This is a genomic window from Actinoplanes sp. NPDC026670, from assembly GCF_040638175.1.
In the GTDB taxonomy this organism is placed as follows: Bacteria; Actinomycetota; Actinomycetes; order Mycobacteriales; family Micromonosporaceae; genus Actinoplanes.
Genome location: NZ_JBEZXU010000032.1, coordinates 101,204 through 126,252, shown reverse-complemented (window position 1 = coordinate 126,252; position 25,049 = coordinate 101,204). Strand labels below are relative to the sequence as shown.

At 70.2% G+C, this 25,049-nt stretch carries 21 protein-coding genes, 1 pseudogene and 2 riboswitches; of the genes and pseudogenes, 12 read left to right on the top strand and 10 right to left on the bottom strand.

The annotated features are described in order from the left end of the window. Nucleotides 1–290 (top strand): annotated as a pseudogene (gene tnpA / locus AB0E94_RS29035) (IS200/IS605 family transposase); the annotation flags it as partial. A gap of 142 nt (nucleotides 291–432) precedes the next feature. Next, nucleotides 433–2,067: a hypothetical protein gene (locus tag AB0E94_RS29030; RefSeq protein WP_360332270.1), complete on the top strand. Its 1,635-nt coding sequence runs from the start codon at nucleotides 433–435 to the stop codon at nucleotides 2,065–2,067. A 137-nt stretch (nucleotides 2,068–2,204) separates the two neighbouring features. Here the strand turns inward: AB0E94_RS29030 and AB0E94_RS29025 are convergent, their stop codons facing one another. Continuing rightward, the gene (locus tag AB0E94_RS29025) at nucleotides 2,205–3,809 is read right to left on the bottom strand and encodes an FAD-dependent oxidoreductase (RefSeq protein ID WP_360332267.1); all 1,605 of its coding nucleotides are present in this window, start codon (nucleotides 3,807–3,809) and stop codon (nucleotides 2,205–2,207) included. A gap of 77 nt (nucleotides 3,810–3,886) precedes the next feature. Between AB0E94_RS29025 and AB0E94_RS29020 the strand changes: the two genes are divergently transcribed. Further along, the gene (locus AB0E94_RS29020) at nucleotides 3,887–4,444 is read left to right on the top strand and encodes a helix-turn-helix domain-containing protein (RefSeq protein ID WP_360332264.1); all 558 of its coding nucleotides are present in this window, start codon (nucleotides 3,887–3,889) and stop codon (nucleotides 4,442–4,444) included. Between the two features lie 50 nt (nucleotides 4,445–4,494). On the opposite strand, the gene AB0E94_RS29015 is transcribed toward AB0E94_RS29020, so the two are convergent. From AB0E94_RS29015 to AB0E94_RS28990, 6 genes are all read right to left on the bottom strand, one after another. Continuing rightward, nucleotides 4,495–5,412 (bottom strand): cation diffusion facilitator family transporter, encoded by a 918-nt coding sequence (locus AB0E94_RS29015; protein WP_360332261.1) that lies wholly within the window; start codon nucleotides 5,410–5,412, stop codon nucleotides 4,495–4,497. Nucleotides 5,413–5,735: 323 nt separating this feature from the next. Then, on the bottom strand, nucleotides 5,736–6,422 hold the full coding sequence (locus tag AB0E94_RS29010; RefSeq protein WP_360332258.1) for a hypothetical protein: 687 nt from the start codon (nucleotides 6,420–6,422) through the stop codon (nucleotides 5,736–5,738). 71 nt (nucleotides 6,423–6,493) lie between these two features. Next, nucleotides 6,494–6,991 (bottom strand): acyl-CoA thioesterase, encoded by a 498-nt coding sequence (locus AB0E94_RS29005; protein WP_360332255.1) that lies wholly within the window; start codon nucleotides 6,989–6,991, stop codon nucleotides 6,494–6,496. Nucleotides 6,992–7,117: 126 nt separating this feature from the next. After that, nucleotides 7,118–8,116 carry a methylmalonyl Co-A mutase-associated GTPase MeaB gene (gene meaB / locus AB0E94_RS29000; protein WP_360332253.1) on the bottom strand — a complete coding sequence of 333 codons (999 nt, stop codon included), beginning with the start codon at nucleotides 8,114–8,116 and terminating at the stop codon, nucleotides 7,118–7,120. Then, nucleotides 8,116–10,263: a methylmalonyl-CoA mutase gene (gene scpA, locus AB0E94_RS28995; protein ID WP_360332250.1), complete on the bottom strand. Its 2,148-nt coding sequence runs from the start codon at nucleotides 10,261–10,263 to the stop codon at nucleotides 8,116–8,118. Before scpA ends, meaB begins: the two co-directional genes overlap by 1 nt. Next, nucleotides 10,263–12,065 carry a methylmalonyl-CoA mutase subunit beta gene (locus tag AB0E94_RS28990; protein WP_360332247.1) on the bottom strand — a complete coding sequence of 601 codons (1,803 nt, stop codon included), beginning with the start codon at nucleotides 12,063–12,065 and terminating at the stop codon, nucleotides 10,263–10,265. The genes scpA and AB0E94_RS28990 overlap by 1 nt, the downstream gene beginning before the upstream one ends. A 138-nt stretch (nucleotides 12,066–12,203) precedes the next feature. Here AB0E94_RS28990 and AB0E94_RS28985 point away from each other — a divergent pair, with 138 nt between their 5' ends. The 7 genes from AB0E94_RS28985 (at nucleotide 12,204) to AB0E94_RS28955 (ending at nucleotide 20,661) form a co-directional block, all read left to right on the top strand. Then, entirely contained in the window at nucleotides 12,204–13,610 is a 1,407-nt protein-coding gene (locus AB0E94_RS28985) for a short-chain fatty acyl-CoA regulator family protein (protein WP_360332244.1), read from the top strand. 200 nt (nucleotides 13,611–13,810) lie between these two features. Continuing rightward, nucleotides 13,811–14,437, top strand: coding sequence for a TetR/AcrR family transcriptional regulator (locus tag AB0E94_RS28980; RefSeq protein ID WP_360332241.1), 627 nt, complete (start codon nucleotides 13,811–13,813; stop codon nucleotides 14,435–14,437). Then, a riboswitch (cobalamin riboswitch) is annotated at nucleotides 14,435–14,643 on the top strand. Its footprint overlaps the gene before it by 3 nt. A gap of 54 nt (nucleotides 14,644–14,697) precedes the next feature. Further along, nucleotides 14,698–15,579 (top strand): MerR family transcriptional regulator, encoded by an 882-nt coding sequence (locus AB0E94_RS28975; protein ID WP_360332238.1) that lies wholly within the window; start codon nucleotides 14,698–14,700, stop codon nucleotides 15,577–15,579. Beyond that, nucleotides 15,576–16,361 carry a (2Fe-2S)-binding protein gene (locus AB0E94_RS28970; RefSeq protein ID WP_360332235.1) on the top strand — a complete coding sequence of 262 codons (786 nt, stop codon included), beginning with the start codon at nucleotides 15,576–15,578 and terminating at the stop codon, nucleotides 16,359–16,361. Before AB0E94_RS28975 ends, AB0E94_RS28970 begins: the two co-directional genes overlap by 4 nt. 167 nt (nucleotides 16,362–16,528) lie before the next feature. Then, nucleotides 16,529–16,825: a hypothetical protein gene (locus tag AB0E94_RS28965; RefSeq protein WP_360332232.1), complete on the top strand. Its 297-nt coding sequence runs from the start codon at nucleotides 16,529–16,531 to the stop codon at nucleotides 16,823–16,825. 86 nt (nucleotides 16,826–16,911) lie between these two features. Further along, a riboswitch (cobalamin riboswitch) is annotated at nucleotides 16,912–17,131 on the top strand. A gap of 138 nt (nucleotides 17,132–17,269) precedes the next feature. Further along, nucleotides 17,270–19,666 carry a ribonucleoside-diphosphate reductase subunit alpha gene (locus AB0E94_RS28960; protein ID WP_360332229.1) on the top strand — a complete coding sequence of 799 codons (2,397 nt, stop codon included), beginning with the start codon at nucleotides 17,270–17,272 and terminating at the stop codon, nucleotides 19,664–19,666. Continuing rightward, nucleotides 19,666–20,661, top strand: a complete 996-nt coding sequence (locus tag AB0E94_RS28955; protein WP_360332226.1) for a ribonucleotide-diphosphate reductase subunit beta — start codon at nucleotides 19,666–19,668, stop codon at nucleotides 20,659–20,661. Before AB0E94_RS28960 ends, AB0E94_RS28955 begins: the two co-directional genes overlap by 1 nt. A 69-nt stretch (nucleotides 20,662–20,730) precedes the next feature. On the opposite strand, the gene AB0E94_RS28950 is transcribed toward AB0E94_RS28955, so the two are convergent. From AB0E94_RS28950 to AB0E94_RS28940, 3 genes are all read right to left on the bottom strand, one after another. Continuing rightward, on the bottom strand, nucleotides 20,731–21,300 hold the full coding sequence (locus AB0E94_RS28950; RefSeq protein WP_360332223.1) for a hypothetical protein: 570 nt from the start codon (nucleotides 21,298–21,300) through the stop codon (nucleotides 20,731–20,733). Nucleotides 21,301–21,410: 110 nt separating this feature from the next. Next, nucleotides 21,411–21,674, bottom strand: coding sequence for a hypothetical protein (locus AB0E94_RS28945; RefSeq protein WP_360332220.1), 264 nt, complete (start codon nucleotides 21,672–21,674; stop codon nucleotides 21,411–21,413). A 13-nt stretch (nucleotides 21,675–21,687) separates the two neighbouring features. Continuing rightward, the gene (locus AB0E94_RS28940) at nucleotides 21,688–23,181 is read right to left on the bottom strand and encodes a GGDEF domain-containing protein (protein ID WP_360332217.1); all 1,494 of its coding nucleotides are present in this window, start codon (nucleotides 23,179–23,181) and stop codon (nucleotides 21,688–21,690) included. A gap of 449 nt (nucleotides 23,182–23,630) precedes the next feature. On the opposite strand from AB0E94_RS28940, the gene AB0E94_RS28935 reads away from it, so the two are divergent. Together AB0E94_RS28935 and AB0E94_RS28930 are read left to right on the top strand one after the other, a co-directional pair. Then, a complete protein-coding gene (locus AB0E94_RS28935) occupies nucleotides 23,631–24,155 on the top strand; it encodes a hypothetical protein (RefSeq protein ID WP_360332214.1) in 525 nt (174 codons plus the stop codon). Then, nucleotides 24,128–25,036: a hypothetical protein gene (locus AB0E94_RS28930; RefSeq protein WP_360332212.1), complete on the top strand. Its 909-nt coding sequence runs from the start codon at nucleotides 24,128–24,130 to the stop codon at nucleotides 25,034–25,036. The genes AB0E94_RS28935 and AB0E94_RS28930 overlap by 28 nt, the downstream gene beginning before the upstream one ends. Nucleotides 25,037–25,049: the final 13 nt, after the last annotated feature.

Below are 25,049 nucleotides of genomic sequence, written 5' to 3'. Positions count from 1 at the left end.
AGGTCATCACCGCAGACGTCGACATCCGGCTCAAGCAGATCATCCGCGAGGTCTGCGGCGAGCGGAACGCACCCATCATCGAGCTGGAGACCATGCCCGACCAGGTGCAACTGCTGGTCACCTGCGCCCCCCAGTCCGGCATCCACCGCCTGGTCAAGCAGATCAAGGGCCGTTCCTCGCGGCTCCTCCGACAGGAGTTCCCCGAGGTCCGGACCCGTATTCCGACTCTGTGGACCAACAGCTACCCCGTCGCCACCGTCGGCGGCGCAACCCTGGAGACCGTGAAGAAGGAAGAAGTATGTGGAGAACCAGCGCAACGTCTGATCAGACGCCCATCCGCCTTGTTGGCGGATGGGCTATCCCTGACCTGCTCCGCAGGAAATCCGATTCCTCCCCAAGGCTAAAGCCGGGGGTTTCCACGGAGGCCTCTCGATGAAGACCGACATCCTCCCGGCCTCGACCACGATCAGCCTCGCCGTCGACCCCGACCCGGGCCGGGCCGTGGCCTGGCTCGCGGCCCGCCAGATCCGGCGAGGCGGGCTGATCCTCATCGGCTTGGCCGCGGGTATGACCGCACTGGTGGTCGGCACCTACGGGCAGGTGATGGCCGACCCGGCGGCGGCCGGCAGCCTGAAGGCACTGGCCGGCAACCCGGCGATCCGCACCCTGTTCGGCGCACCCGTCGGCCTCGACACCGCCGGCGGCTTCACGGTGTGGCGGATCGGTACCGTCTTCGCCGTGTTCCTCGGGGTCTGGTCGATCCTCGCCACGACCCGGATCACCCGTGGCGAGGAGGACGCCGGCCGCTGGGACGTGCTGCTGGCAGGCCGCCTGCCGTTGCCTGCCGCCCTGATCCGTCATCTGGCGGCGGTGATGGTGGTGTCCGCGGCGGCCGCAGCGGCGATCACGGCTGTGCTGCTGGCCGCCGGGACACCGGCGGCCGGCGCGATCGTCCACGGCGTGGGTACCGGGCTGCTGGGAATGTTCTTCGCCGCGGTCGCCGCCGCTACCGCCCAGATCTTCCCCGCACGGGCGCCCGCGACAGGTACGGCCATCGCGGTGCTGGGCGCCGGGCTGCTGGCCCGGATGATCGGCGACGGCGTCACCGCTCTGAGCTGGCTGCACTGGCTGTCGCCGTTCGGGCTGCTCGCGCTCAGCGGCCCGTATGTGCAGAATCACGTCGCGCCGCTGTTGCTGCTGGTCGCCGCCGCCGTGGTCGTCACCGTCGCGGCGCTGGCCGCGGCGGGCCGACGTGACGTCCAGGGCGGTCTGCTCGCGCCTGCGGCCGGGCGCCGCCCTCGCACGCGCCTGCTGGCCGGGGTGGGGACGTTCGCGATCCGGCGAGGGCTACGGCCGCTGGCCGGCTGGATGATCGGTGTCGGCGCCTACTACCTGCTGATCGGGTTGACGGCGGTCTCGGTCACCGACTTCCTGAGCGACAACCCGCACCTGGCCGGTCAGGCAGCCCAGGCCGGATTCGACGGGTTGGGGGGCATCTCCGGGTTCGCGGCGACCCTGTTCGCGCTCCTGGCCATGCCGGCCGGGGTGTTCACCGCGGTCCGGATGGGCGCGTTCGTCGCGGCCGAAACCGATCGTCGGCTGACTCTGCTGCAGAGCCGGCCGGTCACCCGGCTCCAGCTGCTCGGTGCGGAGACCGTCACCACGGCGGTGAACGCGACGGTCCTTGTCACGGTCGCGGGATCGCTCACCTGGGCCGGTGTCGTCGCCATGGGCGGTGACCTCGCCGTGGACGCGGCGCTGCGGGGCGTGTGGAACGTCCTGCCGATCGTGCTGCTGAGCCTCGGCGCCGCCGTGCTCGCGGTCGGCTGGGTGCCCCGTTGGACCGGACTGTTCGGTAGCCTTCCCGGCGTCGGCGGCTTCCTGCTCCTGGTCGTCGCCGAGAGCATCGCCGCCCCGCGCTGGGTCCGTGACATCTCGCCGTTCGCGCATCTGGCACCGGTCCCGTTGACCGGTCCCGACATGACGGCCACGACGGTCATGCTTGCGGCTGCGGCCGTGTTGACCGTCATCGGTGCCGTCGGCTATCACCGCCGGGACCTGATCTGAACGTTCGGGGTAACCTGTTCGGCCAGCGGTGAAGCCAGCCCGGCTGGTCCTGACCGGCTCGTCAGTAGTGCCGTGGGAAGGCCGCCCCGAGGCGGTGTTCCCACGGCTTCGCACACCGAGGGGTCAATGGCTCGTCGTCACGGTGCCTCGCCGGCGATGCGTACCGCGCGCAGGATCACGTCGGTGACGTGGTGAGTGCTGATCGCGCCGGCGGGTCGGGGACGCGTCTCGTGCACGTCGACCCGCCACGCCTTGGATTGCTCGAGTGCGGCGAGGATGTCGTCGACGCCGACGTAAGCGTCCGGGTCGTACATCAGTGTCTGTTGTGCGGGGTCGTGGTGTTCCCGTACGGATGTCAGATCGTGTCCGACGACGAGCAGCGTGCCGCCCACCGCGACGGCTGCGAGCAGGTTGCGCAGGCCACGCCGGTCGGGCGTGCGGTGGAACGAGCCGTACTGCAACGACACGAGGTCGTAGGTCTCGTCACCGTAAGGGGTCACGTCGTTGGCGTCGCACCGGAGGGTGCGTACGTCGAGTCCCCGCCGCTCGGCTTCGGTGTGGATCCTGGCCAGCGCGTTGCCGGCGATGTCGGTGGCGGTCACCTGCCAGCCGCGCTCGGCGAGCCAGAGCGCGTCGGCGCCCTCACCGGCGCCGACGTCCAGCGCGCGTCCGGCCGGGAGCCCGGCGGCCTCGGCGGTCAGCGTGCCGTTCGGGTTCGCGCTCCACATCCGTTCGGCTCCGGCGTAGCGTGCGTCCCATTCCTGCTGCCACCCGGACGGGCGGGCGTGGGCGGCGATGTCCTCGGCGGCCAGGCTGAACGCGACCTGGGCGCCGACGAACGCGCCGTGCGCGGCCGCCGCGATGACCTGGTGCCCGGCGCCGGTGAGGCTCCCGGCGGCGAAGAACCCGTCGACGGACGTACGGCCGGTGGGGTCCGCCGCGACGACCTCGCCGAGCCCGCTCGGGTGGGGTGCCATGGCGACGTCGAGGCCGCGGAACACCTCGGTGCGGGGATGGAACGCCGTACCCGTGAGCACGGCGTCCGCCGGCAGGCTGCGCCCGTCCTCGAGCTCGACGGACAGCGGTGCGTCCGAGCCGTCGGTCACCCGCCCGACCCGGGCGGTGAGCACGGGGACGCCCGATGCCGCGAGCGCGTCGGCAGCAGCCTGGTCGATGCCGGTGGCGTCGTGGAGCACGATGGTGAGCCGCTCGGTCAGGTGGCGCATGAGTGAGGCGGGGTGCAGGCCGATCGGTGTGCTGACGATGTGCACGACACGCTCGTCACGTACCTCGAAGCCGTGGCAGAACGGGCAGTGCACGACCTGACGGCCCCATCGTTCGGCGAGCCCTGGGATGTCGGGCAGGTCGTCGGCCACCCCGGTGGCGGCGACGACCCGGCGGGCGACGAGCCCGTGCCCGCCGGTCAGATCCAGGTGGAAGCCGTCGTCCTTGCGGCGGACCTCCACGACCCGGCCGGCTAGGATCTCGCCCCCGAAGCTGCGCACCTCCTCGCGGCCGACGGCGCGCATCTCGGCGGGCGGTGTGCCCTCCCGGCCGAGGTAGCCGTGCATGTGTTCGGCGGGGGCGTTCTGCGGTGTGTCGTCGTCGATGACGATGACGGACCGCCGCTGCCGGGTGAGTTGCAGGGCGGCGGCCAGGCCAGCCGCTGATCCGCCGATCACGGCGACATCGCAGTGCCGGACGAGGATGCGTCCCGTGTTGTTGTCGTGTGTCTCCGTCATGATGACCAGCCTAGGCACGACTTTCAGAAACTGACAGGAGCCTTGCGGAATTCGCAAGACGTGGGAGAGTAGGAGCCGTGACTGACTCAGACGCCGTGGAGAAGATGGTTCGCGCCCGCCTCCGGAGCTACCGGACCACCCTCGGGTATTCGCTCGACGAGCTCGCCGGGCGGGCGAACCTCAGCGCGTCGACGATCAGCCGGGTGGAGACGGGCAAGCGGGCGCTGAGCCTCGACGTGCTTCTCCCGCTCGCGAACGCGCTGCGGCTCAGCCTGGACGTGCTCTTCGAGTCCGTCGTCGACGAGGACGTCGTGATCCGGCCGGTGCAGCACCGATCAGCGTCCATGACGACGTGGCAACTCAATCGCATCGACGGGCGCACCATAGCCGTGAAGACCCGGCTCGAACCCGAGGAACTGCCACCGGCGCAGCGGGTGCACCCGGGCCACGACTGGTTCTTCGTGCTCGAGGGCCGGGTGCTGCTGTGGCTCGGCGACCGCCGGATCGAGGTCCTCGCAGGCGAGGCCGCCGAGTTCTCGACGATGACCCCGCACGCCAAGACCGCGCTCGGCGGGCCGGCCGAGCTGATCGAGGTGTTCGACCGCGAGGGGGAGCGCGCGCACGTACACCACTGACCCCTACTCGCTTCCGAAGTGGCGCCGGGGCAGCCCGCGCGCGGCCCTGCTCACCAACTGGTCGGCGTGCAGCGGCTGCCCTCGCCCGCAGGCTCCAGCTGAAGCGTCGCGTGATCGATGTGGAAGTCCTCGTGCAAGGTCTCCCGAGCCTCCGACAACACCGTCCCCAGCTCGGCACTCGGATCCAGGCTCAGGTGGGCCGATGCCACGTCCATGCCCTCGGTGAGGGTCCAGACATGCAGATCGTGCACGTCGTGGACACCCGGCACGGCGGCCAGGCGTTCCCGGACCTCGGCGACGTCGAGATGTTCGGGCGCGGCCTGCACCAGGATGCGGACCGCGGAGCGGCCCAGCGCGAAGGTCCGCGGCAGGATCATCAGGGCGACCAGGACGGCGACGATCGGATCCGCGTACGTCCAGCCGGTCACCCCGATGATCAGCGCTGCCAGGATGACGCCGGCCGAGCCGATCAGGTCGCCGAGGACTTCCAGATGCGCGCCGCGTACGCCGATGTTCTCCTTGGCGCCGGACCGCAGGAGCGCGAAGGCGGCCAGGTTGGCGAGGAGACCGCCGACCGCGACCGCCAGCATCCAGCCGGCCGGCACGTGCGGCGGGTCGGTGAACCGGCGTGCCGCGTGGATCAGCACGAAGCCGGCGACGCCGGTGAGCAGGGCCGCGTTGGCCAGCGCGGCGAGCACCTCCAGCCGGTAGAGCCCGTAGGTGCGTCCGGAGTCGGTCCCGGCCCGGCGAGCGGCCGTGAGCGCTGCCAGGGTCATCGCGATGGCGAGTACGTCGGTGAACATGTGACCGGCGTCGGAGAGCAGCGCGAGCGATCCGGTGGTGATCGCGGCAGCCGTCTCGGCGAGCATGAAGACAGTCAGCAGCACGGCCACCCACCAGAGGCGGCGCCGATGCCGGCCACCCTCCTTGAAGAAGGCATGAGTCCCGTGGTTGTGGCCGGCTCCCATGCGGTACACCCTTCCGCTCCACGTCGGGCCGACGCCGAACTATGCAGACATTGTCATCGCCGAGACGTCCGATATAGAACATAAACAGTATAACTATAATGAACGTAACAATATTCTGGCTAAGTGACATAAGCGGCGTTTCGACAAGGACCATCGAGAGAGGCGGCGCTGAGTGCCGGGGTTTCCCGGTGGTCCTCGTCAAAGGTCAGGCGCCGAGCGTGACGGTCAGCGTGTCCGCGTTGGTGCGGAACACGCCGAGCAGGTCGATGTCGCCGCGTTCGCCGCCTTCTGGCGGCAGCAGGAACAAGCGGCCGGGTGGCGGGTCAGGGATGGTCGGCGTGGCTGAGCCGCAGCATGCGGGAGACGCACGACGGGCAGTCGGCCGGTTCGGGAAAGTCGACGCGGCGCAGCGCCGGCGTGGACAGGGTGATGCCGTGCCGGTCCAGGCGCACCGGGGCGAGCCGGTCGGACGGGGTGCCGGTCAGCGGGGCGAGGTCGGTGCAGTGGTGCCGCCGCAGGTCGTCCAGCAGTTCGCGTTCGATCGGGTGCAGCGGGTCGGGCACGGCGGCCCGGAAGCCGGCGGCGCTGATCAGTGTCCGGGATTCGTGGTCGTGGACGAGAACGTCGAGGCGCAGGTGGTAGAGGCGCAGGCCGGCGCCGAGGTCGAGGAGATCGGCCAGGGGGTTCACCTCGGCGAAGGCGAGCGCTGCGGCTCGCTGGCCGGGGGCCGGCACCGGGTGCAGCCGCCCGCAGGCGCGGGCCCGGCCGAGCCACGGCGACTCCGGGAAAGGGCGTTCGTCCTTGGCGCTGAGCACGGCGTGGGTGCCCTCCCACGTCGTGCTCAGCGCCCGGCCCGTCGGGGTGTCGTCGTAGGCGGCGATCAGGATGTCGCCGGCGATCGTGGTGGCGTGGGTCGCCGGATGACTGACGAAACCCGGAGCGATCGACAACCGGCCCGGTAGGTGCCCGGCCAACAGCGTGCGGCAGACCTCGTTGGGTGCGGCGAACACGTCGACTCCTCCGTAGGTAGGTTAGGCAAGCCTAACCTAACTACTTGGAAAGGGTGCAACCCTGTGGGCCGTCAGACAGGCGCACCCTCGGCGAGAGCCTGACGTAGTGCGAGGCGGTGGCGGCGGCGGATCTCGGCCTGGCCGAACGCGCGGTGCTCCTCGTCGGTCTCCGGCAGGAGCACCGGCACCGGCCTCGGTTGTCCGTCCTCGTCGACCGCGACCATGACCAGATGCGAGGTGGCGACGGCGACCTGCGGGACGGCACGATCCCAGCGATCGGCGGTGACCTTGACGGCGACCTCCATGGAACTGCGGCCGGCCCAGGTGATCCGGGCGTCGACGTGGACGATGTCGCCGACGCGGACGGCTTTCAGGAACAGCGTCTCGTCCATGGCGGCGCTGACCGCCGGGCCGTCGGAATGGCGGGAGGCGACGACGCCCGCGGCGGAATCGATCAGGTTGAGGATGCGGCCGCCGTGGACCGTACCCATCAGGTTGGTGTGGTGTTGATCCATGATCTGCGACAGGGTGAGCTGGGAGTCTGACGGCGTCCGGCCGGGCTGGGTCATCGCTGTGCGTTTCCGTTCGGGGTGTGGCACCCGCGAGCGGACACGGCGGACAGCACCTCCCGGGGATCCCGGGCGGTGGTACGCACGTGCGGCCGTCCGTGTGCGCTCAGGTGACGGGTTCACCGCCTACCGCGGGTCGAGCCGACCGTAGGCGGCGAGGAGGCGTTCCACGGCTTGGGCGGGTGTGAGCGAGCCGTCGCGGATCTGCTGTTCGGCGGTGCCGGCGGCCGAGCGGACGTCGGAGTCGGCCAGGAACCGGCTGAGGACGGCGTCCCGGGCCATCGCCCACATCCAGCTGATCTGCTGGTCGTTGCGGCGCCGGGTCAGGTCGCCGTTCTCCTCGAGCGTCTTGCGATGGGCCGTGAGCTGGGCCCACACCTCCGCCACACCGGTGCCGGCCGCGCCGCTGCAGGTGAGGACCGGGGTGGTCCAAGCGGCGGGGGAGCCGCCGATCAGCCGTAGTGCGCCGGCCAGTTCGCGGGCGGCGCGTTTGGCGTCGGCCTCGTGCGGACCGTCGGCCTTGTTGACGGCGATGACGTCGGCGATCTCGAGGATGCCCTTCTTGATGCCCTGGAGCTGGTCGCCGGTACGGGCCAGGGCGAGCAGGAGAAACGTGTCGACCATGTCGGCCACGGTGGTCTCGGACTGGCCGACGCCGACGGTCTCCACGATGACGATGTCGTAGCCCGCCGCCTCGACCACGACGATGGCTTCCCGGGTCGCTTTGGCGACGCCACCGAGGGTCCCGGCGGTCGGCGACGGACGGACGTAGGCGGCCGGGTCGGCGGCCAGCCGGGCCATGCGGGTCTTGTCACCGAGGATGCTGCCGCGGCTGCGGGTCGACGACGGGTCGACGGCCAGCACCGCGACCCGGTGACCGGCCGCGGTGAGGTCGCTGCCCAGCGCGTCGATGAACGTCGACTTGCCGACGCCGGGGACACCGCTGATGCCGATGCGGTGCGACCGCCCGGCGTCGGGGGTGAGCATGGTCAGCAACTGCTGAGCTTCGGCCTGGTGGTCGGCGCGAGTGGATTCGACCAGGGTGATCGCCCGGGCCACCCAGGCCGGGGTCCGGGCCCGGACCCCGGCCGCCATCGCCTCGAGGTCGAGGGGAGCGCGGGCCATCACGCCAGCCGGGCGGACAGTTCGGCGAGCAGGTCGATCGCGGCGTCGGCGAGGACGGTGCCGGGCGGGAAGATCGCCGACGCGCCCGCCTCCCGCAGGGCGTCGTAGTCCTGGGGCGGGATGACCCCACCGGCGATGATCATGATGTCGGGGCGGCCCTGGGCGTTCAGCTCGTCGCGCAGCGCGGGCACCAGCGTCAGGTGGCCGGCGGCGAGGGAGTTGACGCCGACGATGTGCACGTCGGCCTCGACGGCCTGGCGGGCGACCTCGGCCGGGGTGGCGAACAACGGGCCGACGTCGACGTCGAAGCCGAGGTCGGCGAACGCGGTGGCGACCACTTTCTGCCCGCGGTCGTGGCCGTCCTGGCCCATCTTGGCGACCAGGATCCGCGGCTGGCGGCCCTCGGTCTCGGCGAACGCGGCGGTGGCGGCCCGCGCTCGTTCGATGTTGCTCACCTGCCCGGCCTCCTGGCGATAGACACCGGAGATGGTACGGATCCGCGCGGTGTGCCGTCCGTAGACCTTCTCCAGCGCGTCGGAGATCTCCCCGACGGTGGCTTTGGCGCGGGCGGCGTCGACGGCCAGCGCCAGCAGGTTCTGCCCGGTCCCGCCGGCCGCCGTGGTCAGGGCGTCGAGGGCGGCCCGGCAGGTGACGTCGTCGCGTTCGGCCCGGAGCCTGCGTAGTTTGGCGATCTGGCTGGCCCGTACCGCCGCGTTGTCGACCTTGAGAACGTCGATCGGTTCGTCGGCGGCGGGCCGGTACTTGTTGACGCCGATGACCGGCTGGCGGCCGGAGTCGATGCGGGCCTGGGTGCGGGCCGCGGCCTCCTCGATGCGCATCTTGGGGATGCCCTCGTCGATGGCGCGGGCCATGCCGCCGGCCGCTTCGACCTCGGTGATGTGTTCCCAGGCGCGGGTGGCCAGGTCGTGGGTGAGGCGTTCGACGTAGGCGCTGCCGCCCCACGGGTCGACGACCCGGGTGGTGCCGGACTCCTGCTGGATCAGCAGTTGGGTGTTGCGGGCGATCCGGGCGGAGAAGTCGGTCGGCAGGGCGAGGGCCTCGTCGAGGGCGTTGGTGTGCAGCGACTGGGTGTGGCCCTGGGTGGCGGCCATCGCCTCGATGCACGTACGCATGACGTTGTTGTAGACGTCCTGCGCGGTCAGTGACCAGCCGGAGGTCTGGCAGTGTGCCCGCAGGCTCAGCGACCGGGGATCCTTGGGCCCGAACTCGCGGACCAGTTTGGCCCACAGCAGCCGGCCGGCCCGGAGTTTGGCGATCTCCATGAAGAAGTTCATGCCGACGGCCCAGAAGAACGACAGCCGTGGCGCGAACGCGTCGATGTCGAGCCCGGCGTCGCGGCCGGCCCGCAGGTACTCCACGCCGTCGGCGAGGGTGTACGCCAGCTCCAGGTCGGCGGTCGCCCCGGCTTCCTGGATGTGGTAGCCGGAGATGGAGATCGAGTTGAACCGCGGCATCCGCTGTGAGGTGAACGCGAAGATGTCGGAGATGATCCGCATCGACGGCGCCGGCGGGTAGATGTAGGTGTTGCGGACCATGAACTCTTTGAGGATGTCGTTCTGGATCGTGCCGGGCAGCTGCTCCGGGGCGACCCCCTGCTCCTCACCGGCCACGATGTAGAGCGCGAGGACCGGCAGCACGGCGCCGTTCATCGTCATCGACACGCTCATCCGGTCCAGGGGGATGCCCTCGAACAGTTGCCGCATGTCGTAGATGGAGTCGATGGCGACCCCGGCCATCCCGACGTCGCCGGTGACCCGCGGGTGGTCGGAGTCGTAGCCGCGGTGGGTGGGCAGGTCGAACGCGACCGACAGGCCCTTCTGCCCGGCGGCGAGGTTACGGCGGTAGAAGGCGTTGGACTCCTCGGCGGTGGAGAAACCGGCGTACTGGCGGATGGTCCACGGCTGGTTGACATACATCGTCGGGTACGGGCCCCGCAGGTACGGGGCGATCCCCGGGTAGCCGTTCAGGAAGTCGAGCCCGGCCAGGTCGGCGGCGGTGTAGAGCGGCGGCACGGCGATGCCCTCGGGGGTGTGCCAGGTCAGCTCGTCGGCGGCCTGCCACGCCTCCTGCTCGCCCGGTTCGGGTTGCGGGCCGGTCAGTTTCGCCGTGGAGAAGTCGGGGATCATCACTGCACTCCGAGGTCGGTCAGGACGGTGTCGAGCACGGCGACGGCGTCGCATCCGGCGTGGATGTGGCCGTCGATACCGGGATGGTCGCCGCGTCCGGCCAGCAGCACCCGCCGGGCGCCGGCCTCCCGGAACTGCCCGGCCGCCACGGGCGCCTGTTCGGCGTACAACTTGTCCGGGCCGCACACACAGGCCACCGGCGACCCGGCTTCGGTGGTGACCGCGATGCCGCCGGCGGCGAACAGATTGGTCGCGAAAGTGACCCGCGGCCCGTACGCGGCAGGCGATCCGAGCGTGGCCAGCGAGACCGTCGGGCGGGCGCCGGTCGCCGCCAGGTGGGCGTCGCTGCGGTCGCGGAGCCGTTCGAAAGCCTCCGCATATCGATGCCGCGGCAGGCCGCCGCCGGCCGGTTCCGGTGCGGGCTTGCGGCGGGGCGATTCCTCGGCCAGGTTGGGGAATTCGCTGACGCCGGTGATCGGATCGCGGCGGTGTGCGATGTCGGTTTCGCGCTGCTGCCAGGTCGCGGCGAGCCGGTCGGCGATCAGGCCGTTGCCGAGCGCGGTGGTGATGCCGCCGGCCTGCTCGATGCCGGTGAACCACTCCCAGGCCTGGTGGGCGAGGTCGTCGGTGTAGCGCTCGACGAACCAGGATCCGCCGGCCGGGTCGAGGACCCGCGCCACGTGTGCTTCCTCGACGAGCAGGATCTGGGTGTTGCGGGCCAGCCGGCGGGCGAAGCCGTCGGGGGAGCCGAGCCGGTGGTCGAACGGGAGAACGGTGACCGCCCGGGCGCCGCCGACCCCGGCGGCGAACGTGGCGAGCGTGGTGCGCAGCAGGTTCACCCACGGGTCGCGGGCGGTCATCATGGCCGCCGAGGTCACCGCGTGCTGGTGCTGCCCGCCGGCGTCGGCGGCCCCGCACATCTGCGCGATCCGCGCCCAGATGCGGCGTGCGGCCCGCAGCTTGGCGATCGTGGCGAACTGGTCGGCGGTGGCCGCGTACCGGAATTCGAGCTGGCTCATTGCTGTCGTGACGGGTAGTCCCGCGCCGGTGAGCGCCCGCAGGTATGCGACGCCGGTGGCGGCGGCGCAGCCGAGTTCTTCGGCGTCCGAGCCGCCGGCGTCGTGGTAGACCGTCGCGTCGATCGTGATCGCCCGGATGCCCGGCGCGTCGGCGGCACAACGGCCCGCGAGCGCGGCGGCCTCGGCGAGTGAACCGGGTTCGCTGGTGCGGGCCTGCCAGCCGATCGGGTCGGCGCCGAACCCACCACTCGCCGTGCCCGGGTCGACTCCGCGGGCGCCCAGTAGTGCGAACCAGGCGTCGGCGGCCGCGGTGAACTGGGGCCCGGGGTCGAGGACCACGGGGGCCAGATCGAGGTAGACGCCGGCGAGGGCGTCGGGCAGGGCGTCCAGCGGCAGTGACGGGCCGCCGACGGCCAGCCACAGCGAGGTCACCCCGTTCTCGAGGTCGTCGAGGGCTGCCTCGCGGATCTCCTTCGGGTCCGCGCCGGCGTGCCGCTGACGAACGTCCCAGCCGGTGCCCATCGCGTGCGCCGGGTGGGCGCCCCGTACGTACGGGAAGCGGCCGGGAACACCGGTCGGGCCGGCCGGTGTGCTGTCGGCGGTGTGCAGTGCCGCGATCCGCAGCCCGTCGTGGGTGTGGGCGGCGAGCAGGTCGTCCACCCGTTCCGGTGTGGTGTCGTCGGCAGCGGCGCCGGATCGGCGCAACGCGGCCAGCGCCAGCCTGCGCCACTGCTCCTCGGTCGCCGTGGGGAAGTCCGCCCCCAGCGTCAGCTCGTCAGACACGATTCCCCTTCCTGCGCGCACATGATCAGATTCGGGTGCGACACCGACCGGCGTCCAGTGGCGCAACTTGCGTAATTTCCACCACCTGGGCTGCAAAACTGCAAACCTTGCGAACTCTGTGAGTGTTATCTTCGCAGAATGTCCGGCGCCGCGAAGCTCTACGCGTACGGCAAGGTGCGCCGCCTGCGGCGTGAGCACGGCATCACCCAGGCCGAGCTGGCACGCCGGCTGGACATCTCGACCAGCTACCTCAACCAGATCGAGAACAGTCAGCGCACCCTGACCGCGGCCGTCCTGCTGCGCCTGGCCGAGGTTTTCGCGGTCGACCCGGAATTCTTCAGCGACACCGACAACGAACGTCTCGGCGCCGACGTCCGCACCGCCCTGGCCGACGAGGCGAGTGGCGTCGCCGTCGACCCGGCCGAGGCCGCCGAGCTGATCCGCGACCATCCGGCTGCCGCCCGCGCCCTGGTCGCGTTGCACCGTCGCTACCGTGACGCCGCCGACCGGGTCGCCGCCCTCGCCTCGCCGGGTGAACCGGTGTCCGGGCTCGCCGAACCCCACGACGCGGTCCGTGACTTCTTCTACAGCAACTTCAACTACTTCGACGCCCTCGACATTGCCGCTGAGCAACTCGCCACACACCTGCGGACCAGGCCCGGTCACGCCGCCGAGACGTTGAGCCGGTACCTGCTCGCCACCTACGACGTCCGGGTCCTCACCATGCCACCCGGCTCCGTCGAGCTTCGCCGGTACGACCCGGTGACCCAGGTGCTGCACCTGTCGGCCAACTACACCGACAGCCAGCGGGCCTTCCAGCTCGCCACTCAGCTGGCGTTCCTCGCCCACGGCGAGCTGATCACCGCTCTGGCCGCCGGGGCCGGTCCCGGGGCGGCCGCCGACCTGGCGCGCATCGGCCTCGGCAACTACTTCGCCGGCGCCCTGCTCATGCCCTACACCGACTTCCACCACACCGCCGAGCAACTGCGCTACGACGTCGAGCTGCTCGCCGGACACTACGGCGTCAGTTTCGAGACCGCCTGCCACCGGCTCAGCACCCTGCAACGGCCGATGCTGCGCGGGGTGCCGTTCGCGTTCCTGCGCGTCGACCGGGCCGGCAACATCTCCAAACGGCAGTCGGCCACCGACTTCCACTTCTCGCGGCTGGGTGGCACCTGCCCGTTGTGGGTCATCTACGAGGCGTTCAGCTCACCGGGCCGGATCCTGACCCAGGTCGCTGAGATGCCCGACGGGAAACGCTACTTCTGGCTGGCCCGCACGGTCGTGCACGGCGGCCGGGGCCACCACAGCCCGCGCGCCACCTTCGCGGTGGCGCTGGGCTGCGAGCTGCGGCACGCCGGCCGGCTCGTCTACAGCGACGGCCTCGCCCTCGACGACCCGCGCGCGGCCACCCCGATCGGGCTGGGCTGCCGCATCTGCGAGCGCCGGGACTGCGCCCAGCGGGCCCGGCCGCCGGCGGCCGGGCAGCTGCTCGTCGACGAGAACCGGCAGACCGTCATCCCGTATGCGGTGGACCAGCGTTGAGTAGCGTCTGCTGGACCACCGGGTGCCCGTGTTCCAGGTCGTACCGGTACCGGTAGACGGCGAGCACGAGGTCGCGTACCGAAGCCGGCCGGGGCGACGGTGAGGTGATCAGCCGCAGCGGATGCGGATGGCCGCCCGGTTGGGGCGGGCAATAGTCCCGCACCGGCAGCAACTCGGCGCCGAGCCGCTGGTAGAAGGCGATGCGCCGGCGCCGGATCGTCTCCTCGTCCGCGTCGATGCCGGCCTCGTCGGGATCCTCGACGACCGCGACGCTGTACCACTACATGAGCACCAAGGAAGACCTGCTCGCCGAGATCATGCGCGACAGCATGCAACTGCTGATCCGCGCCGCCACCCAGGCCGGCACCGGCGGCACCCCCACCGCCCGGATCACCCGCCTCGTGCAGATCCACGTCCTGGCCCATGCGGCCCGCCCGCTGCACACCCGCGTCGCCGACGACGAGCTGCGGGCCCTGTCGCCCGTGCTACGGACCGAGATCACCGGTCTGCGTGACACCTATGAGCAGTTCTGGAAGACCGCCATCGCCGACGGCGTCACCGCCGGCGAGTTCCGGGTCCGTGAACCCGGCGTGGCCCGGCTCGCCCTGCTGGAGATGTGCAGCGGCGTCGCCCGCTGGTTCCAGCCAGACGGGCCGCTGACCCTCCAAGAGCTGGCCGCCCGTTACGCCGAGATGGCACTCGGCCTGCTCAGCGCCGACACCACGCCGCCGGTCCTCGATCCCGGCACCGTCGACGACGTCCACCGGCTGGTCGCCGAACTGTGGCCCGGCCACGCCGCCGAGCGGCAACGGGTCACGCCGTCCTAAACTGGGCGGGCAGTCGGTTCGCCCTGTCCGCCAGACAGGGTGTCGTAAGAGGGAACCCGGTGTGAATCCGGGACTGCCCCGCAGCGGTGAGTGGGAACGACCGCCGTCAACGCACTGAACCTCGACCAGGTTCGGGAAGCGACGGCCAGTAGGAAGAGGCTGTACGCCCACGAGTCCGAAGACCTGCCACTGCCCGTACCGGATCAGGTGCGGTCGCAGACGGTGACCTCGAGGGCGGGTCGGCGGTGGACAACCACACCATGCAGCAGCAGAATCTCAGCGCCGGGTCACTGGCCCGGCGCCTCGGCGTGGCACCGACCACCCTGCGGACCTGGCATCAGCGGTACAGGCTCGGCCCCACCGGCCACGAGACGGGCCGGCACCGCCGCTACACCCCCGGCGACATCGCCACGCTCACCACGATGACCCAGTTGACCGCCCGCGGCATGCCGGCCGCCGACGCCGCCCGGGTGGCCCGGCGTGCGACCTGCCCAGCCGCCGCCGAGCACCCGCTACGTGACCCGGCCACCGACTCCCGGGCCCGGGGACTGGCCCGTGCCGCCCGCCGCCTGGACCTGCCCGCCCTGCGGTCGGCCCTGGACGACGCCGTCACCGAACACGGTGTCGTGCACACCTGGCACACTGTCGCCGGCCCCGCCTTCACCCACCTCAGCCAGGCCCAGATCAGCGAACCACGCAGAGCGGCCGCCCGCAGGCTGCTGGCCCGCCAACTCAGCCAGACCTTCGCCGCAGTACCCCGCCCACCGGCCGGCGCCCCGACGCCGGTTCTGCTCGTCGCGGCCGGGAACCCCCGCGACCTCACCTCGCTCGACGCGCTCGAAGCGGCCCTCGCCGAACATCAGATCGGCTGCCTGCACCTGGGCGCCGGGCTACCGGACGCGGCGATCACCGACGTGGTCGCCGCCAGCCGCCCCGTCGTCGCGGTGGTGTGGAGCCATCGGCCCCACCCCGCCCGGCCCGATCTGCTCGCCGCCCTCACCGCGGCGCCGGGATGGCCGGCCACCGTGGTGACCGCCGGCCACGGATGGCCGCTACCGTCACCGCCGGGCACGATGCCCGCGGCCACCCTCGCCGACGCTGTCGCCGTCGTCGCTGCGCTCATCACCGAAAGCCGCGGATGATCGCCGCGGTTCCGGCGCTGTCCGCGGCAGCAAGCATCGGCCCCTACTTCGTCTGGGAACGCCGCGAGGACACCGCCGGGTGGCGGCCGTTCACCGACCTGTGCGACCCGCAGGTCCTGGCGTCCCGGGTCGACATCGCCCGGCAGACGCTGGCCACCATGGGCGGACTACCGGTCGCCGGCATCGCCGAGCGGGTGGTCGCCTCGACCGTCTTCCTCGGTCTGGCCGCCCGGCTGGTGTCACCACCGCTGGCCGCAGCGGTCGCCGGCGCCGCCGTCCCACTGCCCGACACCACGCGCCTGTGGTGGCGTCCGGTCGACGGTGGCCCGATGCCCATCGCTCACGACGACATCAGCGCCGTGCCCTGCACCGGGCAGTCGGTGGACGACGTCGCCGCACTGCTCACCGCCACTGTCGTCGGCGACCTCGTCACGCCGGTGCTGGAGGTGTTCCGAAGCAGGTTCCGGCTGTCACCGCAGGTGCTGTGGGGCAACGTGGCGTCCGCGTTCGGCGGCGCGGCCGCGATGATCGCCGACACCGTGCCCGGCCACGCCGCCGGTGCCGCCGCCGTCGTCACGGCGATGCTCGGCCAGGGCCTGCTGGCCGGCACCGCGGCAATGCACCGGCCTGATCCGGGCCACGAACGGTGGTTCCTGGTCCGCCGCAGTTGCTGCCTCTACTACCGGATCCCCGGCGGCGGCACCTGCGGCGATTGCGTGCTGACACCCGAGCAGACCCGCCGTGAGCAGTGGCGGTCGGTCCTGGCCCGCCGACGAGCCTGAGGTTCCTGGCACGGTGGTGAGGGTGCCGAAGCCGATGGGCGATCTTCGGCACCCTCGGTCCACGGGTCAGCCGAGGTCGACCGACGGGTAGAGCCGGCGAGGGACGGGTCCACGTTGAACTCCGTGGTTGACTTGTGACTTGTCGTCCGTTGCACGGAAGGTGCCGCATGGGCCGAAAAATCGACAAACACACTGTGACCGTCGACGGCCGGGAGATGGTCGCGCTCCAGCCGGCCGACTACGAACGACTCGACGCCTCCCGCCGTCAGATCGGCGCTCGCACCGCCCGGGTCACCCGTCTCAACCAGCAGCTGCGTGACGCCCAGGAGAGGCTCGCTCAGATCGAGGCGGCGATCGCCGAAGCAGGCTCGGACGAGTGTGTTTGTGATCGTGTCGCGGCGATTCTGCACGAACCCGCCAAACGTCGCGGCGACAATCAGCGCACCCGCGGTGGCAGTCGGTAACGGCCACCGGGCTCTGAAACTGAGTTGTAACGGGTGACGGGTTCAACACACCATATGGGGCTGTGACTTTCGCTCGCCGCCCATATATGGTGTTCCCCGCAGCTGGTTCGGCCAGGCGTTAATACGTCTGTCCGAGGCAACAGGGAACCCGGTGAAAGACCGGGACTGCCCCGCAGCGGTGAGTGGGAACGAAAGCCGTCAACGAAGCACTGGGCTCGGCGAGCCTGGGAAGCGACGGCCGGTAGGAGGCTCGTTTTCGAGCTGTGCCCGCGAGTCCGAAGACCTGCCAGCGCGCCGCATGCCAGCCCGGCGTGCGGCGGTCGAAGGCCGCGTGGGACGGCCGACGCCACCAGCCGTGACACCCGGCCACGTTCCGGGGTGACGGCGGCGTCTTCCTGCGCGCCCCGAGACCTTGGGGAATGGGCGTGACGAGGGGGACGGAACATGACCGCTACGCAGGACCGTGTGGTGCCTGAACAGCGACGGCACGTGATGCAGGTGCGTAAACGCAACGGCGACCTGGAACCGGTCGACGTGAACAAGATCGTCAAAGCGGTCGAACTATGGGTCGCCGACCTCGACGAGGTCGACCCGCTGCGGGTGGCGACCAAGACCATCAGCGGGTTGTACGACGGAGCGACCACCGCTGAGCTGGACAAACTGTCGATCCAGACGGCCGCCGAGCTGATCGGTGAGGAGCCGCAGTACTCGAAGCTGGCGGCCCGTCTGCTCGCCGCGTACGTCGACAAGGAGGTCCGCGGCCAGGGGGTGGCGAGTTTCAGCCAGTCGATCCGCTACGCGCACGGCCTCGGCCTGATCGGCGACGAGACCGCGGCGTTCGTGGCGCGTAACGCCCGCAAACTCGACGACGCCGTGGACGCCGGTGGCGACCTGCGGTTCGAGTACTTCGGCCTGCGGACCGTCGCCGACCGCTACCTGCTGCGCCACCCGCAGGAACGCCTGGTCGTCGAGACACCGCAGTACTGGCTGCTGCGCGTGGCGTGCGGCCTTTCCAAGGACGCCCGCGAGGCGATCGGCTTCTACCGGCTGATGTCGTCGCTGGCCTACCTGCCCAGCTCGCCGACGCTGTTCAACTCGGGCACCCGGCACACGCAGATGTCGTCGTGTTTCCTGGTCGACTCGCCGAAGGACGAGCTCGACTCGATCTACGAGCGGTACCACCAGGTCGCGAAACTGTCGAAGTTCTCCGGCGGCATCGGCATCGCCTGGTCGCGGATCCGCGGCCGCGGCGCCCTGATCCGCGGCACCAACGGGAAGTCGAACGGCATCGTCCCGTTCCTGAAGACCCTCGACGCCGGAGTCGCGGCAGTCAACCAGGGCGGCCGGCGCAAGGGCGCGGCGTGCGTCTACCTGGAGCCGTGGCACCCGGATGTCGAGGAGTTCCTGGAACTGCGCGACAACACCGGCGAGGAGTCCCGCCGCACCCACAACCTCAATCTGGCCAACTGGATCCCGGACGAGTTCATGCGCCGGGTCGAGGCCGACGAGGAGTGGTCGCTGATCGACCCGTCCGACGCCCCGGAGTTGCCCGATCTGTTCGGCGACGAATGGACCGAGGCCTACCGCGCGGCCGAGAAGAAGGCCGTCAAAACCGTCAAGGCCCGCGATCTGTACGGGCGGATGATGCGCACACTCGCACAGACCGGCAACGGCTGGATGACGTTCAAGGACCGCTCGAACGCCCTGTCGAACCAGACCGGCGAGCCGGGCAACACGATCCACCTGTCGAACCTGTGCACCGAGATCCTCGAGGTCAACAACGACGACGAGACGGCGGTGTGCAACCTCGGATCGATCAACCTGGGCGCGCACACGACGGCCGACGGCGTGGACTGGGAGAAGCTGCGGGAGACGGTCCGGACCGCGGTCGTCTATCTGGACCGGGTCATCGACATCAACTACTACCCGTCGAAGCAGGCCGCCGCCTCCAACCCGCGCTGGCGTCCGGTCGGCCTCGGGCTGATGGGTCTGCAGGACGCGTTCTTCACGCTGCGGCTGCCGTTCGACTCCGACGAGGCTCGCTCTCTTTCCACGCGGGTTCAGGAGGAGATCTTCCTGACCGCGCTGGAGGCGTCGGTCGCGCTGGCCGAGCAGTTCGGTCCGCACCCGGCCTACCCGGAGACCCGGGCCGCCAAGGGTGACCTGCACCACGAGCTGTGGGGTGCTCAGGTCACGCAGGCCGACCGGTGGACGGCGCTGAAGGCGAAGATCGCCGAGCACGGTCTGCGAAACTCGCTGCTCATCGCGATCGCGCCGACGGCGACGATCGCATCGATCGCCGGCGCCTACGAATGCATCGAGCCGCAGGTCTCCAACCTGTTCAAGCGCGAGACGATGTCCGGCGAGTTCCTGCAGATCAACACCTATCTGGTACGGGAACTGAAGTCCCGTGGACTGTGGACCGCCGCCATCCGGGAGCAGATCAAACGGGCCGAAGGTTCGGTACAGGGCATCGCCGAGTTGCCGGCCGATGTGCGTGAGCTGTTCCGTACCGCGTGGGAACTGCCGCAGAAATCGCTCATCGAACTGGCCGCCGCCCGTGCCCCGTTCATCGACCAGTCGCAGTCACTGAACCTGTTCATGGCCGCGCCGACCATCAACAAGCTCTCCTCGATGTACCTGTACGCGTGGAAAGCCGGTCTCAAGACCTCGTACTACCTGCGTTCGCGTCCGGCGACGCGCATTCAGCAGGCGACCGTCTCAGTCGCTCCTGCGGCGGTCGTACCGGTACAGGTCGCGCCTGTATCGCTGATCCCGGCGCTGACCGAAGCCGAACTTTGCTCCCTGGAAAACCCCGAATCATGTGAGGCCTGCCAGTAATGCTGCTCGACCCCGGAATGGACCTGACCCTGCGGCCGATGAAGTACCCGCACTTCTTCGACCGGTTCAAGGACGCCATCAAGAACACCTGGACCGTCGAGGAGGTCGACCTGCACTCCGACCTCGCCGACCTCGCTCGTTTGAGTAAGTCCGAACAGCACCTGGTGTCGCGGCTCGTCGCGTTCTTCGCCACCGGCGACACGATCGTGGCGAACAACCTGGTCCTCAACCTTTATCAGCACGTCAACTCGCCCGAGGGCCGGTTGTACCTGTCGCGGCAGCTGTTCGAGGAGGCCGTACACGTCCAGTTCTATCTGAACCTGCTCGACACCTACGTCCCCGACGAGCAGGAACGGTTCGAGGCGTTCGCCGCAGTCGAGAACATCCCCTCGATCGCGCGCAAGGCCGAGTTCTGCTTCAAGTGGATCGACTCGGTCTTCGACCTGCGCAAGCTGGAGACCAAGGAGCACCGGCGGGCGTTCCTGCTCAACGTGATCTGCTTCGCCGCCTGCATCGAGGGGCTGTTCTTCTACGGCGCCTTCGCGTACGTCTACTTCCTGCGCTCCCGTGGCGTTCTCCAGGGGCTCGCGTCCGGCACCAACTGGGTGTTCCGCGACGAGAGCATGCACATGGCGTTCGCTTTCGACGTCGTCGACCAGGTGCGAGCCGAGGAACCCGATCTGTTCGACGCCGACATGGAACAGCAGGTCCGCGACATGCTCGCCGAGGCCGTCGAATGCGAGGTCCAGTTCGCGGCCGATCTGCTGGAGCAGGGTGTCTCCGGCATATCACTGGGTGACATGCGCGAATACCTCCAGCACGTCGCCGACCGGCGGCTCGCCGCGCTCGGCATCGAGCCCGTCTACGGCAGCAAGAACCCGTTCGCGTTCATGGAGCTCCAGGACGTTCAGGAGTTGTCGAACTTCTTCGAGCGGCGCGTTTCCGCGTACCAGGTAGGGGTCTCCGGAAGCGTCAGCTTCGACGACGACTTCTGACCGCACACCGGCGCCCCGCGGAAGACTTCCGCGGGGCGCCGTGCGGTGATCGGCCGGCAGGCCGATGATTCATGCCGATGATCCGGACGGCCGGTGCCCGGGCTGGAACGCGGCGGCGAGCGCCCGGGGTGCCCCGTCGAGCTTCAGTCGCGGTGTCCCGTACGCGATCCAGGACGAATCGACGAAGTCGACACGGAATCGCCGCTGCAGTCGGTAGCGCTCCCATCGTGTGCTGGTGATGTCGGTGCGTGCGACCTCCCAGCGTGCCGTGAGCCGATCCGGTTGGTCGGCGGCACACAGCAGGAGGCGACGATCGGTGACGACGGTGACCCTGACCTGCCTGGTGAACCGGATGCTCTGGTGCGCCTGAACCAGTCGGGCCGCCCGCGACCCGGGCTCACCGGCCGCGGCCACTCCGTGTAGCCAGTCGCTGGCCCGCTCGGGCAGGTAGTCCAGGGGCTTCGTCAAGCCGAGCAACACCGAGGAGACCATGAGGAACTTGTATCTGGTCCACACCGGCGGGTCCGGCAGCGCTTGATGGGGCATGTTGCCCGGCGCCAAACCCACCGTCAGCGCGGCGCGCAGTGACTCGCCGGGAAGCATCAGCGCTTGGGCCGCCTGTGACCAGTGGGCCGACATGGCTCACACACTAGCCACACTCTACCTCTCAGTTACGCTCTGCTGAGCACACGACTGGTAGTCGCCGGGCCGTCTACTCCGTCGACCAGATCAGCACCGAAACGGCCGTATCACCCGGTCGCATTGATCGCACGGATCCATCGCTGTCCACGTCCCAGGAACGCGGCGAATGCCAGTGCGATGGTATTGGGCCAACCGGCGCTGCCGGTCAGATCGCCGTACATGTGGGTGAGGAATCCGACGTACACCAGGGCGGCGAACACCGTGACCGCGACTACCGCACGCCAGTCGGTGATCGTCGCGGCCAGCGCACCCACCACGACCGCCATGACGAGAAGGCGTTCCGGTCTGGAGGAATCGAACGTCGCCGTCATCGCCTGCCTGTTCTCAAACCGGCTGCCATTGCTGGTCGCTGATGTGGAAGCGGGACTTTCCGTTGCTCTTGGCCGTGTACATGGCGATGTCGGCCTGCCGCAGCAGCTCGCTGCGCTGCAGCGTCGCGCATTGTTGGACGGCGGCACCGAGGCTCGCCGTGACGGTGAGGGTCAGGTCCGCGACGGCGAACGGCCGGGCGAAGGCGTCCACCAGCAGACGCGCCTGATCGGCGAGGCCGGTGACCTCGTCGCCGGTGACCAGTACAGCGAACTCGTCGCCGCCGAGGCGGGCGGCCAGGCTCGTGCCGGGGATGTAGGCGAGTAGCCGGTGCGCCACGGCGGTGAGCAGCGCGTCGCCGACGGCGTGTCCGTGGGTGTCGTTGACTTGCTTGAACCCGTCCAGGTCGAGGTAGAGCAGGCCGGCCGACCCGGGCCCGCCGGCCAGGGCGACGGTGTCGATGCGTTCGAACAGGGCGGCCCGGTTGGCCAGGCCGGTGAGCGCGTCGCTGTAGGCGAGCTTGCGCAGCTGCTGCTGGCTGTACCGCAACGCGGTCTCGCTGGCTTGCAGGTGCCGGACCGTGGCGTGCAGGTCGGCGGTGAGCCGCTGGTTGTCGCGCATGCTGAGCATCTGACGGCCGACCACCAGCAGCACCAGCACCGTCGACAGCACGTACAGCATCGGGCCGACCGTGCCGCGGTACAGGGTGACGGCCAGCGACACTGTCACGGCCGCCGCGAGCGGCACGTACGGCAGCATCACCCACAGCCGTGGCTCCGCCCCACGATGCCGGCCACCCTCCGGGGCGGTCCGGCGCTGCAGGCCGGCGGCGGCCCCGATCGACAGGAACCCCAGAATCCATCCGAGGTCGAAGATGTTGCTGGTGACGTAGCTGTCGCTGTTGACCAGATACGCGAAGCTCGTGTCGGCGAAGGCCAGCGCCAGATAGCCGGTGCCGAGCAGGCCGAGCACCCGTCGCTGATCGCGTCGCACCCGCGCGAACAGAATGAACATCATGCTGCCCACCACGACGTCACCGGCCGGGTAGGCCAGAGTCACCAGCCACTCGAGGGTGGTCGCGGCGCCCGCGTGGTACAGCTGGCCGAGCACCAGGGCCCAGCTGAGGTAGAACAGCGAACCGGTGATGATGAGGCCGTCGATCACCGAACGCGCCGCACGCCGGTGCGCGCCGATGAGGGTCGCCGCCCCGGCCACGGTGAGCGGCACGAGCGCCAGGTAGCCGGCGTCGGCCCAGGACGGGAACGGCGCCTCGACGCCGTCGACGTTCTCGTACCACGTCCAGATGACCTGACCGGCCGCCCAGCTGAGCGCTCCCGCGCCGAGCAGCCCCCAGCCGCGGCGGTCCCGGCCGGCGGTGCCGGGCCTGGTCGCCGTCCACACCCCGGCCAGGCCGGCGTACAGCGAGGTCAGGCCCTGGGCCAGGTTGGTGAACAGCACGGTCGCGTCGGGCCCGCCGATCACCGCCAGCAGCCATACGACGGCGACCACGCCCGGTAGCAGATGCGCCGCCACGAAGGATGCCGTTCCGAGCCGGCCCCGCGTCGGCGGGCTGTCCAACGGCGGTGGCAGCAAAGTCGACGGCTCCTCTCCGTAACCTGGCCGCGATGGTCACGACTATGGGCGGGGCGAACCCGGCTCCAGCGGTATCCCGATCGGCACCCCACGGCTGTTGTTGAGGCATCTGAGTCGGGTGCCGATCACCGTCGCGGCAGCCGCCCGACATCGTCGTCCTCGACCTCGGCCTGCCGGACATCGACGGCACCGAGGTGATCCGGGCACAGGATTGCCGTGTTCGGTCTGCTGTCCGATGTCGTCCAAGGCCGTCCAAGATGACGACCCGATGAGCAGGGGATACGTCACTGTTTCTTTGCTCGGCAGGTCGGGACGCTGGTGCGCGACGGCCGCCGGACTTCGATGTGTTCGTGGGAGGTTCGGGATTGCGCTTCTTCCGCCGCGGCAGCAGATCGCCCGGTCCGGAATCCGGCTCCTCGGTGGAAGGCCAGGCCGGGCCGCCGGTGGTCACCCACCTCTACATCGACCGGCCGGTCTTCCTCGGCACCGTGCCGGCAGACGCGACTCTGCCGGAGCCGTCCGAGGTGTTCGCGTTGGCGGTGGCGTCGCTCGACCTGGAAGCCCGGCTCGGCGGGTTGAACCTGCCGTCCGCCACGCAAGCGGAAGCCCTCGTGGAGACCTTGTCGACGTTGGAGCCGCAGGATCCCGGGATCCACAGTCCGCAGCTGGGACTGATGCTCGCCGTGACGGCCGGATGGCGGCTCGGGACCGACCGTGCCCCGCAAGCCGGAGTGGAGGCCCGGACAGCGGTCGAGAAGCTGTTGCGTTTCGCCGACCAGCCGCGACGTATTCAGGCCGCGTTGTTGTTCGCGTTCTGGTCAAGGCGCGGGTGGCCGGCAGCGAAGGCCGTACCGACGACGCCTTGTCCGCCGAACAGCGCGCCCGGGTGATCGCCGCCGCAATGGGATTTCCGGAGACCTCGCCGGTGTCGCCCGCCGCGACCGATGACCCCGTCGCGCAGGCGGAGGTGCTGATCGACAAGGCGATCGCTCTCAGCAGGCAGGGCCGGCGTGAGGCATCGGCGGAGATGCTGAACGGTGTGATCGCCACTCTCACCAGGCTTCGCGACGAGTCCGCCACTGCGCCGGGCGGCCTCGATCGAACTCTGTTCCGGGCCGCGTGGCGTCTCGCGGTGGTGCTGCAGATGGGCACCGACGCGGTGGCCGCGCTACGGGCCGGCCGGCAGGCTCTGGAGTTGGGGCGTGCGCTGCTGGCCGGCGACGCCGATGAGCAGGTCATCGCCGGGGTCGTCGTCATGGCCGCCGACGTCGCCGAGATCTTCTTCGCGACGGGACTCACCGACGCCGGGCTCGATCTGCTCATGGAGGCCGAGCAGTGGTCCGGCGACGGCACGGAACCGGCGTTGCTGCGTGCGCGGAGCACCGTGCTGCACAACTGGACCGCTGCCGGGCTTCGGATGCTGGCCGCGCCGGAGGCACCCGAACCCACCCGGCAGTCCCTGGAGAACCTCGCCGCAACCGCCACCGAGGCCGTGGGTCTACGCCGGCGGCTGCGCGACCCGAGTGACGGCGTGTCGCTCTACGAACTGGCCAACTCGCTACGACTGCTCGCCCAGATTCGCATCGCGCTGGGTGACAACGCACCGGGCGCCGACTCGGTGGCCGAGGCGTACGGGCAGGTCGAGTCGTTGTCACCGGGACAGGCGGTGAACCAGTTGAAGTCGCAGCTCGACGCCATGGTGCGCATCCTGGAACGGATCGCTCCAGCCGATGTCGCCCAGCAGCGCGCCATGGGCAGGATCCCTGGATGAACCGACGGACCTG

Bases quoted from the DNA above. Each gene is read 5' to 3' on its own strand.
- AB0E94_RS29030 (WP_360332270.1), top strand. From the start codon at position 433: ATGAAGACCGACATCCTCCCGGCCTCGACCACGATCAGCCTCGCCGTC.
- AB0E94_RS28960 (WP_360332229.1), top strand. From the start codon at position 17,270: ATGACCGCTACGCAGGACCGTGTGGTGCCTGAACAGCGACGGCACGTG.
- AB0E94_RS28950 (WP_360332223.1), bottom strand. From the start codon at position 21,300: ATGTCGGCCCACTGGTCACAGGCGGCCCAAGCGCTGATGCTTCCCGGC.
- AB0E94_RS28965 (WP_360332232.1), top strand. From the start codon at position 16,529: ATGGGCCGAAAAATCGACAAACACACTGTGACCGTCGACGGCCGGGAG.
- AB0E94_RS28955 (WP_360332226.1), top strand. From the start codon at position 19,666: ATGCTGCTCGACCCCGGAATGGACCTGACCCTGCGGCCGATGAAGTAC.
- meaB (WP_360332253.1), bottom strand. From the start codon at position 8,116: ATGGCCCGCGCTCCCCTCGACCTCGAGGCGATGGCGGCCGGGGTCCGG.
- AB0E94_RS29025 (WP_360332267.1), bottom strand. From the start codon at position 3,809: ATGACGGAGACACACGACAACAACACGGGACGCATCCTCGTCCGGCAC.
- AB0E94_RS28975 (WP_360332238.1), top strand. From the start codon at position 14,698: ATGCAGCAGCAGAATCTCAGCGCCGGGTCACTGGCCCGGCGCCTCGGC.
- AB0E94_RS29015 (WP_360332261.1), bottom strand. From the start codon at position 5,412: ATGGGAGCCGGCCACAACCACGGGACTCATGCCTTCTTCAAGGAGGGT.
- AB0E94_RS28985 (WP_360332244.1), top strand. From the start codon at position 12,204: ATGTCCGGCGCCGCGAAGCTCTACGCGTACGGCAAGGTGCGCCGCCTG.
- AB0E94_RS28945 (WP_360332220.1), bottom strand. From the start codon at position 21,674: ATGACGGCGACGTTCGATTCCTCCAGACCGGAACGCCTTCTCGTCATG.
- AB0E94_RS29005 (WP_360332255.1), bottom strand. From the start codon at position 6,991: ATGACCCAGCCCGGCCGGACGCCGTCAGACTCCCAGCTCACCCTGTCG.
- scpA (WP_360332250.1), bottom strand. From the start codon at position 10,263: ATGATCCCCGACTTCTCCACGGCGAAACTGACCGGCCCGCAACCCGAA.
- AB0E94_RS28980 (WP_360332241.1), top strand. From the start codon at position 13,811: ATGCGCCGGCGCCGGATCGTCTCCTCGTCCGCGTCGATGCCGGCCTCG.
- AB0E94_RS28970 (WP_360332235.1), top strand. From the start codon at position 15,576: ATGATCGCCGCGGTTCCGGCGCTGTCCGCGGCAGCAAGCATCGGCCCC.